The organism is Nocardioides luteus (genome assembly GCF_014648595.1).
Taxonomy (GTDB): Bacteria; Actinomycetota; Actinomycetes; order Propionibacteriales; family Nocardioidaceae; genus Nocardioides; species Nocardioides luteus.
Genome location: NZ_BMRK01000024.1, coordinates 1 through 14,060 on the forward strand (window position 1 = coordinate 1; position 14,060 = coordinate 14,060).

Here is a 14,060-nt window from a genome sequence, read left to right on the forward strand (position 1 = left end):
CACCAGCAGCCTGGACCGAAGCCCACCATCTGAAACCCTGGTCCGAAGGCGGCAAGACTAATCTCGCCGACATGGTCTTGTTGTGTCCGAGCGACCACCGGCGGATCCACGATCCACACTACGACCACGAACGGCTGCCCAACGGGCAGATCCGATTCACCCGGCGCACCCTCTGACCCACCTCTCGGTGGTGGAGTGCGGCGAGACCCGACCCTCCGGTGGTCGAGCTTGTCGAGACCTCTCCTTGAGGAACGCCGAGCCCCCGGTCTGTCGTGGGCCACCGAGCAGATCTTTCGCAGAGGGTCGTCTCGACAAGCTCGACCACCGGTGCCGACCACCGGGGGCCTCCAGGGCCTGGGTTCCGACGCGACCGACCGGGAAGCGGATTGTGCTGGGCTCGGCACGCCTTCGCCCACAGATCCGGCGGCTTGACGGCGAGGAACGCGGACGGGGCTCGCACCTCACTCCGGTGGTCGAGCCTGTCGAGACCCCTCTTCAAGCGACGCCGGCGCCCCGGCTTGTCGCGCACCCATCGGCCTGATCTTCTGCGGAGGGTGGTCTCGACGAGATCGGCTGGGAAGCCGGCTGTGTTGGTCTCGACATGCCTCCATTTGGTGGCTCATCCCAATCGGGGGTGTAGGAGTTGGGGTCTGAAGCCGCCGGTCTCGAGCAGGCTTCGGGCGATGTAGTTGGTCAGGTTGCGGAACCCGAGTGCGGAGCCGCGCAGGTGTTCGAGCCGTCCGTTGAGCGCCTCGGTCGGCCTGTTGCTGGTGCCGGGTCGTTCGAAGTAGGCGAGCACGTCAGCGGCTCGCTTCTTCAGGGTCCGGCCCAGGGTGGTGAGCTCGGTGAGCACCTTGGGGACGCCGGCGCTGAGGTCGGTGATCAGCTTCTCCATGAGCTCGCGGCCACGTTGCCGGTTCTCGTGGCGATAGGCGGCGATCATGCGCTGGTAGACACCCCAGGTCGCCTCGACCTCGACGTGAGCGTCATCAACGAACAGCGCGCGTAGCCTGTCGCTCTGCTTGTCGGTGAGCAGGTCCGCGCCGGTGTGCAGCGTGCGCCGCGACTTGTAGAGCGGGTCGTTCCTGAACCCACGGTGCCCGTGGATCGCGAGTTGGACCCGGCGCCGGCACCTGTCGAGGGCGTCACCGGCCAGGCGCACGACGTGGAAGGGATCCATCACCGTGACCGCGTCCGGGATCTCCTCCGCAGCGGCGGTCTTGAACCCGGTGAAGCCGTCCATCGCGACCACCTCGACCGCGTCACGGAAGGCGTCGTCGCGGTCGGCGAGCCAGGTCTTGAACGCCGCCTTCGACCCGCCCTCGACCATGTCCAGCAGCCTTGCTGGGCCGGCGCCATCGCGGACCGGGGTGAGGTCGATGATCACGGTGACGTACTTGTCGCCACGCTTGGTGTGGCGCCAGAGGTGCTCATCGACGCCGATGACCTTCACGCCCTCGAACCGCGTGGGGTCGTTGATCAGCAGCCGCTTGCCTTCAGCCAGGACCGCGTTGTTGGCGGTGTCCCACGCGACCCCGAGTCCCTCGGCGACACGGGCGACGGTGAGGTGTGCGACCACGATCCCTTCCAGCGCCCACCGCAGCCCGGTGCGCGAGAGCTTCGCGCGTGGCTCCGCCGCGGCGCTGGTGTCTTGGCGCCACACGTGTCCGCAGTCGGCACAGCGGTAGCGGCGCACTACAACTTCCAGCACGGTCGGTCGCCAGCCCAGCGGCTCGTGGGCCAACCGCCGGATCACGGTGTCACGAGCAGCGCCTTCGCTGCCGCACCGTCGGCACCACTGATCTGGTTCCACCACGCGGCACGCGAGGACCGCACGATCCGGTTCAAGTCGTTGTCCGGTCACGCTCAGACCGAGGCCGTCGAGTCGAGCGAAGGCGGTCAGGTCAGGGCGGCCGAAGCCGGCCGGCGGGGTAGCGTCGGACACGTCGAGGTCCTTCGGATGGATGGCGTAGGAACCTCCGTCGTCGGGAGACCTCGACGTCTATCTGCGGACCGACGCGCCCGGCCGACCTACACCGTCATCTGAGAAGACCCCTGAAACGTCTTCGACGACGACGGGACCGGCGAGGAGGAGGGCGCGGTGAGCTAAAGGAATGGAGCTTGCTCGGCTTCGACGCCGCCGCAAGCTCCGGTGAAACGGTCGGTACTGGTCGGTCGTCGTCGGTCACCACCGGATGGCGGCGTCCCCCACGCTCGGCGTTCGCGCAGGTCAGCGGCTCGTTCGCCCAATGGGCGCATCAAGCGATAGACGCAAAGCCGACGTGATTAGGTCGTCGGTTCGATTCCGACAGGCGGCTCCGGCGAACAGCCCCTGACCTGCGCAAACGCAGGGCAGGGGCGGTTCGGTTCTGGTGGTCGCGCGATGCGCTGGCCTCACGGCTCTGCCCGACACCGACGTCGCTCTCCTCTGCGACGGACCCCTTGCCGGCTGAGCGCTCGCGGCCGGCATCCTGTCCGTGTGCCGATAGGCCTCGCACCGCTCGGCAACGCAGCGTGGCGTTGCGTCGCGACCTGGCGGCGGCTCGGCGGGGCGAGATCGTCTCGTGCGTTGGCGGACTACGGGAGCTTGGACGCGAGGACGTCGGCCGCCAGGATCTCGGGTGCCGCGCCGAGGAGGTGCTGGTTGGCCGTCAGGGCTGCGACGATGGCGCCGTTGGCGTGGGCGTCGCGAGCGGCCTCGTCGGGGAATGCATCGAAGATCCAGAAGGTGTCGGCGTGGGTCCTGACCGCGAACCAGACAATCGTTCCTACCTCTTCGTTGGCGAGCGCGACAGCGCCGGCGAGCAGATCGGCGACCGCGTCGTGCTGTCCATCGGCCGCGACGATCTTGGCGACGAAGGCATACGGAAGTGATGCGGGTGTGGACATGAGGGGTTCTCCTAGGTGTCGAGGTTTCTTGGTGAAGCGAGTTCAGCGTATGACGAGCAAGGGCATGTGAGAAGTGCCGCATACGACAGTATTGCTATTGTTCACGCCATGCGTATCGGACTGATCGCGATCGACGGCTGCTTCGGTTCGGCTGTCGCGTCGATCATCGACATCGTGCGGGTGGCCGAAGGAGCCCGCGGCGATGTCGACCCGCGGATCGACCCGATCGAACTCGCCATCCTCGGACCGAAACGGCGAGTGACCACGACAACATCGATGACCCTGTCGGTGGACCACCCGCTGTCGGAGTCCGCAGAGTTCGACGTTGTCGTCGTCCCTGCGCTTGGAACCCTCACGGCCGCCGCTACCAACGACGCCCTCCAGAGCCGAGATGCTCGTTCGGTCATCGCCTCGCTCGGGCGCCTCGACGACGCGACCACCCGGATCGCCGCGGCGTGCACCGGCGTGTTCGCTGTCGCCGAGACCGGACGGATGCATCATCGGCGGGCGACGACCAGCTGGTTCCTGGGGCCGGAGTTCCTGAAGCGCTATCCGACCGTCGCCCTCGATCTCGACACCATGGTCGTGGTCGACGGGAACCTCGTCACCGCCGGCGCCGCCTTCGCCCACATCGACCTCGCGCTCTCACTCGTGCGATCGATCAGCCCCGACCTGGCCCAACATGTCGCCAAGCTCCTCATCATCGACGAGCGCCCGTCGCAGGCGGCCTTCGTCGCCTACGAACATCTCCGGCACGAGGACCCGATCGTCGTCGAGTTCGAACGCTTCGTGCGCGCCCGCCTGGACGAACCGTTCAACGTCGCCTTCGTCGCGCAGTCGCTCGGCACCAGCCGGCGCACCCTCGAACGACGAGTCCGTGCGGCGCTCAACCTCACTCCGCTCGGCTTCGTCCAACGGCTTCGCATCGAACGAGCTCGGCACCTCTCAGCAACCACGGACCTCACCTCCGCCGAGATCGCGCTACGGGTCGGTTACGCGAACGCCGAGACTCTGCGCTCCCTCCTGCGCAGGGAGCGACGCCGTTCCTGACCTATCGCCATGCCTGTAGCCGGTGTCCTAGCGCTCGACTGGAACCATCTCTCAGCACGTCGCGTCGACGCTCCTGCGTCGCCCCTGGACGACCCACTCGACACGCCCGCAGCACAGGCCGTGTGACGTGCCCCAGCTTCCCGGACGGTCGGGGTTGGGTGGCTGTGATGTCGCTGCGTTCTCGTCGAGGGGGTCAGCAGACCCGATCAGGGTCGATTGGGATGAGCCGCGAAGGCAGTCAGGTCAGGGCGGCCGAAGCCGGCCGGCGGGGTAGTGTCGGTCACGTCGAGGTCTTTCGGATGGATGGCGTAGGAACCTCCATCGTCGGGAGACTTCTATCTGCGGACCGACGCGCCCGACCGACCTACACCCTCATCTGGGAAGAGCCCATTTGCTGGTGACGGAGGGACGACCGACCAGGAAACTGGCAGGCGCTTGCACCCCACCTCGGTGGTCGAGCTTGTCGAGATCCCTCTTCGAGCAACCCGGCCCCGCTCTGTTGCGCACCACCGGGCTGATCTTTCGCAGAGGGTGGTCTCGACAAGCTCGACCTCCGGTACTGGGGTTTCGACACTCCTCTGCCTAGGGGCTCCGGCGGCTTCACCAGCGGAGGCGAGTGGTCCCTGCCAAGACTCGACGTCGTCGCTTTCGAAGCTTCATGAGCCCGCGCCACACCCCTCGCCGCCGCCCCGATATTGGCGGAGATCTTTCTCGATCGGGTGCCGGGTCAAGGATGGCCGGAGGCCACCGCGCAAGCGGCGTCCGAAGGGCGTCCTTGACGCGGCGCGTGATCGAGAGACACTGGGAGATCGGGTCGGCGGCGAACCTGGGAACGAAACACAGCCGCTTGGCGATGTCCGCACGCGCGTGGTCTCGACAGGCTCGGCCACCGGGGGTCAGGTCTCAACAGGATCGACCACCGGGGCGCCGAATCCGAGGATGAGCGCGAGGTAGGAGAAGATGGGGGTATGCGCGTCCACATCGGTTGTGACCACGCCGGTCTCGAACTCAAGTCTCATCTGATCAACCGTCTGACGGAGCTCGGCTATGAGCCTGTCGACCATGGCCCGTTCGTCTATGACGCACTCGACGACTACCCGGTCTTCTGCATCCGGGCGGCCGAGGGTGTTCGGCGCGACCGGGAGCAGGGGCTGGACAGCCTCGGGGTCGTGATCGGTGGATCGGGCAATGGTGAGCAGATGGCTGCCAACAAGGTGACCGGCATCCGCTGTGCGCTCGCCTGGAGCGAGGAGACGGCGAAGCTCGCGCGCGACCACAACAACGCGCAGGTGGTCGCGGTCGGTGGTCGGATGCACAGTCTCGAGGACATGACGAGGTTCGTCGAGATCTTCCTGGCCGAGCCGTTCAGCGAGGAGGAGCGGCACGCGCGCCGCATCGAGCAGCTCCACGCCTACGACGCCGACGGCGTACGTCCCCCGCTTCCTGACTCGGCCAAGGGCCTGGGGCCGGCCGAGGACCAGGACTGACCCGCCGATGCCCGAGGGGCACACTCTTCACCGTCTCGCGCTAGACCTGAGCGATGCGTTCGCCGGGGAACAGGTCCGGGTCAGCAGTCCGCAGGGGCGGTTCGCCGACTCGGCGGCGCTGCTCGACGGCCAGGTCGTCACCGGCGCCGAGGCGTGGGGCAAGCAGCTGTTCGTCGAGTTCCCCGGCGAGCAGTACGTCCACATCCACCTCGGGCTCTACGGCAAGCTCGACCTCAAGCCCTACGCCGCCGAGCCACCGCTCCCGGTCGGCCAGGTCCGCCTGCGCTTGGTCGGCAGCGAGACGTACGCGGACCTGCGCGGCGCCACGACCTGCAACCTGGTCACCGCGGCCCAGCGGGACGTGGTGGTCGCGAAGCTCGGGCCGGACCCGCTGCGCGACGACGCCGAACCCAACCGGGCGTGGCTGCGGATCAGCCGCAGCCGCACCTCCATCGGTGCGCTGCTGATGGACCAGTCCGTGCTGGCCGGCGTGGGCAACGTCTACCGGGCCGAGGTGCTCTTCCGGCACCGGATCGACCCGATGCGGCCGGGCAACACCCTGCGCCGCAAGCAGTGGGATGCCATCTGGGCCGACCTGGTCGAGCTGATGAAGGACGGCGTCGAGAAGAACCGTATCGACACCGTCCGCTTCGAGCACACGCCCGAGGCGATGGGACGTCCGCCGCGCAAGGACGACCACGGCGGCGAGGTCTACGTCTACCGCCGGCACGGCCAGCCGTGCCTGGTGTGCGGCACGAGCGTACGCACCACCGAGCTGCAGCAGCGCAACCTCTTCTGGTGCCCGAAGTGCCAGCGCACCTACCGGCCCCGGACAAGCGTAGATAAGTAGCCGGCACTACTCTCCGGCCTGCTAGAACGACCACGCAGCTCCCACCTCGAGACCTAGAGTGAGGCCATGTCGAGCCATGCCTTCGCAGACCGCCTGCGGAGCAGTGCCATCCGCCGCAGATTCCGTGATCCGGAGCTGCGGGCGGTGCTCTGGCTCGGGCTCTTCACGATCGTCCTGACCGTCCTGGCGGCCGCCCAGACGGGCTGGCTGCAGGTGGTCCCGGTGGCGGTGCTCACCGTGCCGCTGCTGCTCGGCGCGATCCTGCTCGGGCCGCGTACGCTCAGCTGGTTCGTCGTCTTCGTGATGGTGATGATCGTGGTCGCCGCGAGCCGGATCACCCTCTCCGACCGCGACGCCGCCGCCATCGTGGTGCACTTCGTGCTCGGCCTGATCGTGCTCTTGATGGCGATGCGGCGCAGCGAGCTCGGCGTCGGCGGGCTGAGCCACGACCGGATGTTCTTCGACCTGACCACGCGGCTCGACCAGGGCGTGATCCCCAAGCTGCCCCCCGGCTGGCTCGCCGACTCGGCGGTCCTGCCGGCCGGCGGCACCAAGTTCGCCGGTGACCTGGTCATCGCCGTGAAGGTGGACGACCGCCTCGAGGTCGTGGTCATCGACGTCTCCGGCAAGGGCGTACGTGCCGGGACCCGGGCCCTGCAGCTCTCGGCCGCGTTCGGCGGACTCCTCGGTGCACTCCCGCCGGCCGAGTTCCTGCCGGCGGCCAACAAGTACCTGCTCCGTCAGGACTGGCAGGAGGGCTTCGCCACGGCGGTCTACCTCTCCCTCGACCTCGACAGCGGGGCGTACGAGATCCGCACGGCCGGCCACCCGCCCGCACTCGTACGCCGCGCCGCCACCGGCCGCTGGGAGGAGACCCAGAGCGACGGGCCGGTGCTCGGTCTCATCGACGACGTCGAGTTCGAGGTCTGCGCAGGCGTGCTCGGGGTCGGCGACATGGTGATGCTCTACACCGACGGTGTGGTCGAGGCCCGCGGGGTCGACCTGGAGCACGGCATCGGCAACCTCGTCGCCACCGCCGACCACCTCGCCCTCACCGGACGAGGTGGGGGAGCGCTGCGCCTGCTCGAGGGGCTGAGCCCCAGCTCCGACGACCGTGCGCTGGTCGCGGTCGGACGCCGCTGAGTCGCCGAACCCCGAAAACCACGGCGAGAACCGGCCAGTAGGGGAGCCGGTTACAGGTGTGAGCCAGATCTATGGCAGGATTTCGCGGGTCGCACGAGGGCGCTGGCTCTCGCGTGCGCGGATGTAGCTCAATGGTAGAGCCTCAGTCTTCCAAACTGATTACGCGGGTTCGATTCCCGTCATCCGCTCCAAGTGCCATTCCCGCTGATTGGGGAGGGGCCCTTGACGGGGCGTAGCGTAGTGGCTAGCGCGCCTGCTTTGGGAGCAGGAGACCGCAGGTTCGAGTCCTGTCGCCCCGACATCTCCCTCGAATTTTTACAGCCCTGCACGCGACACCATTCTCAGAAACAAACGACAGGAGACACCCTGTGAAGAGCGCCGTCGAGACGTTGAGCCCGACCCGGGCCAAGCTGACCGTCGAGGTGCCCTTCGAGGAGCTCAAGCCGAGCCTCGACGCGGCGTACAAGCAGATCGCCCAGCAGATCAACGTCCCCGGCTTCCGCCGTGGCAAGGTCCCGCCCCAGGTGATCGACAAGCAGGTCGGCCGCGGTGCGGTGCTCTCCGAGGCGGTCAACAACGTCCTCCCGGAGAAGTACTTCGAGGCCCTCCAGGAGAACTCGCTCGAGCCGCTCGCGCAGCCCGAGATCGAGGTCACCAAGCTGGAGGACAACGAGGCGCTGGAGTTCACCGCCGAGGTCGACGTGAAGCCCGAGATCACGCTGCCCGACTACGAGGGCATCGAGGCCAAGGTCGACGACATCGAGCTCACCGACGCGGACGTCGAGGAGCAGATCCAGGCGATGCGTGAGCGCTTCGGCACCCTCAAGGACGTCGAGCGCGCCGCCGCCGACGGTGACTTCGTGGTCATCGACCTGAAGGCCACCAAGGACGGCGAGGACGTCGAGGGCGCTGAGGCCGTCGGCATGAGCTACCAGGTCGGCAAGGGCGGCATGCTCGACGGTCTCGACGAGGCCATCACCGGCCTGTCGGCCGGCGAGGCCACCGACTTCAAGAGCACCCTCGTCGGCGGTGAGCTGGTCGGCCAGGAGGTCGACGTCAACGTCGCCGTCAACCAGGTTCAGGAGCAGGAGCTCCCGGAGTACGACGACGACTTCGCGCAGCTCGCCAGCGAGTTCGACACGGTCAAGGAGCTCGAGGAGGACGTTCGCGCCCGCCTCGGCAACGGCAAGCGCCTCGAGCAGGCCGCTGCCGCCCGTGACGCCGTCCTCGAGGCCCTCCTCGAGAAGGTCGAGATCCCGCTGCCGGAGACGATCGTCGCCGACGAGCTCAACGCGCGTCGCCAGGGCATCGAGCAGCAGCTCGGCATGGCCGGCCTCACCTTCGACAAGTACCTCGAGGACGAGGGCCAGACGATCGAGGAGTTCGAGGCCGACCTCGAGCGCCGCGTTCGTGACGCCGTCGCCGCTCAGCTGATCCTCGACCAGATCGCCAAGGAGAAGGAGATCGGGGTCGAGCAGCAGGAGCTGACCGAGCACATGATGCGCCGTGCGCAGCAGTCCGGTCAGGACCCGCAGGAGTTCGTCAACCACATGCTCGAGCACAACCACGTGCCCGAGCTGGTCCAGGAGATCCTGCGCGGCAAGGCGCTCGCCCAGCTGGTCGAGGCCGCCAAGGTCACCGACGAGTCCGGCAACCACGTCGAGCTGAAGAACCTGCGCCCCGACGGCACCATCGGTGAGGACGAGCCCGAGGCTGACGCCGAAGCCGCCGACGCCGAGGCCGCCGACGAGAAGGCCGACGCCTGATCTGTCAGACGTACGTCACAGCGCCCCTGCCGCACGGCAGGGGCGCTGTCGTCTTCTCTGCCGCCTTCTCCGAGGCGTGCGGTGTCACTGCGCGTCGTAGTTGTCCGTCGGGTCGCCGGAGACCTCCAGGTGCTTGGCCGCGCAGTCGGTCTTCGCCAGCCCCTGCTCGACGCACCACTCCAGCGCCGGCGCCGAGGTGTCGCTGGGGCGGGGGACGACGACGGCGTACATCCCGGACTTCACGTACGAGCTGGGCCACTCGCCGGTGTCGAGCAGCAGCACGTCGGGATGGTCGGCCTTGATCCTCTGGTAGCGCGAGAGCGCCTGGTGCCAGTCGGCGTCGCCGCCGTCGCCGGCCCCGACCGCGGCGAGCTGCGGGATCCAGGTGCCGATCAGCCTGCTGGCGGCCTCGGTGTCGAGGCGGGAGATGCGCAGGAGCTGGTTCTCCGGCGGCGCGTCCGGGTCGATGGAGGCTTCGCTGACCGGTGCGCTGGGAGCGGGGCTCGGCGTCGGGCCCGCCTCGGACTGCTCGAGCCCCAGCCTGAGCCCGTCCTTGCCGAAGACGAAGCCGAGCACGCCGGCGACGATGACGAGCAGCGCGATCATCACCAGGATCGGACCGGTGCGACTCCTACGCGCAGGCGGTGGCGGGGGTGCGTCGTCGAAGAAGAACGTCCGGGTGCGGTGCACGAGCTGCTCCTCGCCGATCTCGTCGACGAAGAGCGGTCGGTGCTGCTCCGGCGGAGCCAGCAGCGGGGCACCGCAGCCGATGCAGTAGACGGCACCCGGCAGCACCGGATCGCCACACGACGGGCAGCCCTGATCCTTCTCGTCGCTCACCGCGCCGCCACCCCCTCCCCGTCCGGCGATCACTGCGAAGGTCGCGATCGTCACGCACCACCAGTAACAACAGCATCACCCACACCATACCTGCGAGTGAACGCAAACGTACGGAATCTTCGGGCCGACCTGTGAAGTGAGACACGTGTCCGACGGCTCGTCGGCACAGTTCGGTGTGCCACCGGGGTGCAGGCTCTACGCTTCCAGCGTGAGCTCCAGCCCCGAGACCGTCCGTGCCGTGGTCCTCAACGTCGAGGACGACCCGGTCGACCCCGAGAGCCGTGACGAGCTCGACCGTGGGCCAGGCAGGGTGGCCGGTCTCGTCGGCCTGGCCAAGCTCGCCTGGCGGATCACCGCCTTCGCGAGGCGCCCGCTCGCGGTGCCGTTCGCGCTCGCGACCCCGATCGTCCGCGGCGTCGTCTCGACGGAGTCCGACCCCGACGTCGCCATCCGTCACGAGGGCCGCGCGGTCAGCGCTGAGGAGTGGGCCGGCGCCCAGCCCGCCGGGACGAGCCCCCGGGTGCTCGTCCTGATCCCGCCGGCCGGCAAGGACGAGAAGGTCTGGGAGGAGGGCACCCGGACGACCGGCGCCACCTACGCCGCCCGCCTGGCCGAGCTGCTCGGCTGGATGCCGTTGCACGTGCACGTCTCGCCGGGCAGCAGGTCGGTGCCCGCCGCGGTGGCGCTCAGCAGCCGCATCCAGGAGTGCGTGGACGCCCTGCCGGGATCGCCGCGCATCGTCCTGGTCGGGTACGCCGGTGGTGGCCTTGTCGCGCGCAACGCGCTCGGGGTGGCCACCTCGGGCGCACGGCCCTGGACGGCGTACGTCTCCGAGCTGATCGCCCTCGGCACGACCCCCTACGCGGTCACCTCCGCACCGGTCTCGAGCGGCGTCGGCAAGCAGCTCGACGAGCATCTCGCGGGCATCGCCGTGGTCGGCGCCGACGAGGCGATGCTGCCGCCGCGTCCGGACGTGGACTACCTGCTGGTCACCGACAAGTCGACCTCCCGGCCCAACCGGGTCGGGCGTCTCTTCGGGGAGATGCTGTGGTGGCGGCACAAGACGCCGCTGCGCTCGCGACGGGTCCGCGATCTCTTCCCGACCGCGGAGCGCTTCACCCTGTCGACCGCCGAGGCACCGCTGTCGAACCACCCGGCCGTGCACGACGCCCTGCTGCGCTGGCTCGCCTGACCCCAGGGTGGACTGCGAGCGGACCGCGGGCGCCTGAGCGGGCGCCGTGGAATACGCCGTCGGCGAACAATGGCACACCTGCCGTGGATCGACTGGATGTGGCGGCTAGTGTCGATCCTGTGAACATCGACTCCAGCGCGGCTGACGCTCACGCCGGTGCCCCAGGGCTCTCCCCGAGCCTGGGCGGCAACGGCGGTGGTCTGAGCCTTCTCGACGACAACATCTACAACCGACTGCTGCGGGAGCGCATCGTCTTCCTCGGCTCCGAGGTCCGCGACCAGAACGCGAACGCGATCTGCGCGCAGCTCCTGCTGCTCTCCGCGGAGGACCCCGAGGCTGACATCTTCCTTCACATCAACAGCCCCGGTGGCTCCGTGGATGCCGGCATGGCCATCTACGACACGATGAACTACATCCCCAACGACGTCGCCACCGTCGGCATGGGCCTGGCAGCCTCGATGGGCCAGTTCCTGCTCTGCGCCGGCGCGAAGGGCAAGCGCTACGCGCTCCCGCACGCGCGGATCATGATGCATCAGCCCTCCTCGGGCATGGGCGGTTCGGCCTCCGACATCAAGATCCAGGCCCAGCAGTCCCTGCACATCAAGAAGGTGCTGCTCGACCTGATCAGCGAACACACCGGCCAGAGCGTCGATCAGGTGACTGCCGACGCCGACCGTGACCGCTGGTTCACCGCGGCCGAAGCGCTCGACTACGGCCTGGTCGACCAGGTCATCAAGAGCGCGAAGGAAGCCTCCGACGAGGGCCGCCCCGCCCACAAGAAGGACTGAGGACATGAACTACTACATCCCGCAGTGGGAGGAGCGTACGTCGTACGGCGTCCGCCGCATCGACCCCTACGCCAAGCTCTTCGAGGACCGGATCATCTACCTGGGCACCCCGATCAGCGACGACGTCGCGAACGCGGTCATCGCCCAGCTGCTCTGCCTGCAGTCGATGAACCCGGACCAGGACATCTCGATCTACATCAACAGCCCCGGCGGCTCGTTCACGGCCTGCACCGCGATCTACGACACGATGCAGTTCATCAAGCCGGACGTGCAGACCGTGTGCATCGGTCAGGCCGCCTCGGCCGCCGCGATCCTGCTCGGCGCGGGTGCCCACGGGAAGCGGATGGCGCTGCCCAACAGCCGCATCCTGATCCACCAGCCCTACACCGAGGGCACCTTCGGCCAGACCTCGGACATCGAGATCCAGGCCAACGAGATCCTGCGGATGCGCGAGCTGCTCGAGAAGATGATCGCCGACCACAGCGGCAAGTCGATGGACGAGGTCAGCAAGGACATCGAGCGCGACAAGATCCTCACCGCCGAGCAGGCGGTGGAGTACGGCCTGATCGACTCCGTCCTCGAGTCGCTCAAGACGCCGCAGCTCGTTTGACCTTCGGGCCCCGCGCCGCTCCCACACTGGAGGCGCGGCGCGGGGTACCGTCAGTAACTATTCGGACCTAGCAGCACCTAGTCGGGGAAGGAAGGCCACGCGTGGCACGCATCGGCGACGGAGGTGACCTGCTGAAGTGCTCCTTCTGCGGGAAGAGCCAGAAGCAGGTCAAGAAGCTCATCGCGGGTCCCGGCGTCTACATCTGTGACGAGTGCATCGACCTCTGCAACGAGATCATCGAGGAGGAGCTCAACGAGGGCTCCGAGGTGGAGATCGCCGATCTCCCCAAGCCGAAGGAGATCTTCGACTTCCTCAACTCCTACGTGATCGGCCAGGAGCAGGCGAAGAAGTCGCTCGCCGTGGCGGTCTACAACCACTACAAGCGCGTCCAGGCCGGTCTGCAGCCCGGCGGCCCGCAGGGCCCCGGCAAGCACGCCAAGGAGGAGCAGGTCGAGGTCGCCAAGTCCAACATCTTGGTGATCGGCCCCACCGGCTGCGGCAAGACCTATCTCGCGCAGACCCTGGCTCGGATGCTCAACGTCCCGTTCGCGATCGCCGACGCCACCGCGCTGACGGAGGCCGGCTACGTCGGTGAGGACGTCGAGAACATCCTCCTCAAGCTGATCCAGGCCGCTGACTACGACGTCAAGAAGGCCGAGACCGGCATCATCTACATCGACGAGATCGACAAGGTGGCCCGCAAGGCGGAGAACCCCTCGATCACTCGCGACGTCTCCGGTGAGGGCGTGCAGCAGGCGCTGCTGAAGATCATCGAGGGCACCACCGCCTCGGTGCCGCCGCAGGGCGGCCGCAAGCACCCGCACCAGGAGTTCATCCAGATCGACACCACCAACATCCTCTTCGTGGTGGGTGGCGCCTTCGCCGGTCTGGAGCACATCATCGAGCAGCGGGTCGGCAAGAAGACCCTCGGCTTCACCGCCGAGGTCCGCGGCAAGGCCGAGAAGGAGGCCGAGGACCTGCTCAAGCTGGTCCGCCCCGAGGACCTCACCAAGTTCGGCCTGATCCCGGAGTTCATCGGTCGTCTGCCGCTGATCGCGAGCGTCGAGAAGCTCGACCAGACGGCCCTGGTGAAGATCCTGACCGAGCCGCGCAACGCTCTGGTGAAGCAATACCAGAAGCTCTTCGACCTCGACGGTGTCGTCCTCGAGTTCACCGAGGACGCCGTCACCGCGATCGCCGACAAGGCGCTCGAGCGGGGCACCGGCGCCCGAGGTCTGCGAGCCATCATCGAAGAGGTGCTCCTCTACGTGATGTACGACGTCCCCTCCCGCGGTGACGTCGGCAAGGTGATCGTCACCCGCGAGGTGGTCGAGGACGGCGAGATGCCGACCCTCGTCACGCGCGAGAAGGAAGCCAAGAAGAAGTCGGCCTAGTCCGTTTGGGCTATTTTCCCCGACCCGGCGCATGGCGGGTCGGGCGGTCGG

General features: G+C 68.0%; 13 protein-coding genes and 2 tRNA genes. 12 read left to right on the top strand and 3 right to left on the bottom strand.

Annotated features, from left to right (window positions below):
- Positions 1-29 precede the first annotated feature (29 nt).
- Positions 30-176, top strand: a complete 147-nt coding sequence (locus tag IEY81_RS21150) for an HNH endonuclease (protein ID WP_229788064.1) — start codon at positions 30-32, stop codon at positions 174-176.
- 443 nt (positions 177-619) lie between these two features.
- Here the strand turns inward: IEY81_RS21150 and IEY81_RS21155 are convergent, their stop codons facing one another.
- Entirely contained in the window at positions 620-1,945 is a 1,326-nt protein-coding gene (locus tag IEY81_RS21155; protein WP_189120478.1) for an ISL3-like element ISPfr2 family transposase, read from the bottom strand.
- Positions 1,946-2,577: 632 nt separating this feature from the next.
- Positions 2,578-2,889, bottom strand: a complete 312-nt coding sequence (locus tag IEY81_RS21160) for a putative quinol monooxygenase (protein WP_158493150.1) — start codon at positions 2,887-2,889, stop codon at positions 2,578-2,580.
- A 108-nt stretch (positions 2,890-2,997) separates the two neighbouring features.
- Here IEY81_RS21160 and IEY81_RS21165 point away from each other — a divergent pair, with 108 nt between their 5' ends.
- From IEY81_RS21165 to tig, 7 genes are all read left to right on the top strand, one after another.
- Complete coding sequence (locus IEY81_RS21165; protein WP_189120520.1) at positions 2,998-3,939, top strand: GlxA family transcriptional regulator; 942 nt, start codon at positions 2,998-3,000, stop codon at positions 3,937-3,939.
- A gap of 968 nt (positions 3,940-4,907) precedes the next feature.
- Entirely contained in the window at positions 4,908-5,426 is a 519-nt protein-coding gene (locus IEY81_RS21170) for a ribose-5-phosphate isomerase (protein ID WP_189120479.1), read from the top strand.
- Between the two features lie 7 nt (positions 5,427-5,433).
- Positions 5,434-6,276 (top strand): Fpg/Nei family DNA glycosylase, encoded by an 843-nt coding sequence (locus IEY81_RS21175; RefSeq protein WP_189120480.1) that lies wholly within the window; start codon positions 5,434-5,436, stop codon positions 6,274-6,276.
- 66 nt (positions 6,277-6,342) lie between these two features.
- Positions 6,343-7,419: a PP2C family protein-serine/threonine phosphatase gene (locus tag IEY81_RS21180; RefSeq protein WP_189120481.1), complete on the top strand. Its 1,077-nt coding sequence runs from the start codon at positions 6,343-6,345 to the stop codon at positions 7,417-7,419.
- Positions 7,420-7,536: 117 nt separating this feature from the next.
- A tRNA-Gly gene (locus IEY81_RS21185) sits at positions 7,537-7,610 on the top strand.
- A gap of 35 nt (positions 7,611-7,645) precedes the next feature.
- Positions 7,646-7,718 (top strand) — tRNA-Pro (locus IEY81_RS21190).
- A 69-nt stretch (positions 7,719-7,787) separates the two neighbouring features.
- Positions 7,788-9,185 (top strand): trigger factor, encoded by a 1,398-nt coding sequence (gene tig, locus IEY81_RS21195; RefSeq protein ID WP_189120482.1) that lies wholly within the window; start codon positions 7,788-7,790, stop codon positions 9,183-9,185.
- A gap of 84 nt (positions 9,186-9,269) precedes the next feature.
- Here the strand turns inward: tig and IEY81_RS21200 are convergent, their stop codons facing one another.
- Positions 9,270-10,079, bottom strand: coding sequence for a zinc ribbon domain-containing protein (locus tag IEY81_RS21200; protein ID WP_189120483.1), 810 nt, complete (start codon positions 10,077-10,079; stop codon positions 9,270-9,272).
- Between the two features lie 154 nt (positions 10,080-10,233).
- Between IEY81_RS21200 and IEY81_RS21205 the strand changes: the two genes are divergently transcribed.
- The 4 genes from IEY81_RS21205 to clpX all read left to right on the top strand — a co-directional run bounded on the left by IEY81_RS21205 (position 10,234) and on the right by clpX (position 14,009).
- A complete protein-coding gene (locus IEY81_RS21205) occupies positions 10,234-11,217 on the top strand; it encodes a lipase family protein (protein WP_189120484.1) in 984 nt (327 codons plus the stop codon).
- A 179-nt stretch (positions 11,218-11,396) separates the two neighbouring features.
- A complete protein-coding gene (locus tag IEY81_RS21210; protein ID WP_189120521.1) occupies positions 11,397-12,005 on the top strand; it encodes an ATP-dependent Clp protease proteolytic subunit in 609 nt (202 codons plus the stop codon).
- Positions 12,006-12,009: 4 nt separating this feature from the next.
- Positions 12,010-12,615, top strand: a complete 606-nt coding sequence (locus IEY81_RS21215) for an ATP-dependent Clp protease proteolytic subunit (RefSeq protein ID WP_189120485.1) — start codon at positions 12,010-12,012, stop codon at positions 12,613-12,615.
- Positions 12,616-12,716: 101 nt separating this feature from the next.
- A complete protein-coding gene (gene clpX, locus IEY81_RS21220) occupies positions 12,717-14,009 on the top strand; it encodes an ATP-dependent Clp protease ATP-binding subunit ClpX (RefSeq protein ID WP_189120486.1) in 1,293 nt (430 codons plus the stop codon).
- The last annotated feature ends 51 nt before the right edge of the window (positions 14,010-14,060 follow it).

What these genes read in the sequence shown, in the direction of transcription:
- IEY81_RS21160 (WP_158493150.1), bottom strand. Translation starts at nt 2,889, where the DNA reads ATGTCCACACCCGCATCACTTCCGTATGCCTTCGTCGCCAAGATCGTC.
- IEY81_RS21165 (WP_189120520.1), top strand. Translation starts at nt 2,998, where the DNA reads ATGCGTATCGGACTGATCGCGATCGACGGCTGCTTCGGTTCGGCTGTC.
- IEY81_RS21170 (WP_189120479.1), top strand. Translation starts at nt 4,908, where the DNA reads ATGCGCGTCCACATCGGTTGTGACCACGCCGGTCTCGAACTCAAGTCT.
- IEY81_RS21175 (WP_189120480.1), top strand. Translation starts at nt 5,434, where the DNA reads ATGCCCGAGGGGCACACTCTTCACCGTCTCGCGCTAGACCTGAGCGAT.
- IEY81_RS21180 (WP_189120481.1), top strand. Translation starts at nt 6,343, where the DNA reads ATGTCGAGCCATGCCTTCGCAGACCGCCTGCGGAGCAGTGCCATCCGC.
- IEY81_RS21215 (WP_189120485.1), top strand. Translation starts at nt 12,010, where the DNA reads ATGAACTACTACATCCCGCAGTGGGAGGAGCGTACGTCGTACGGCGTC.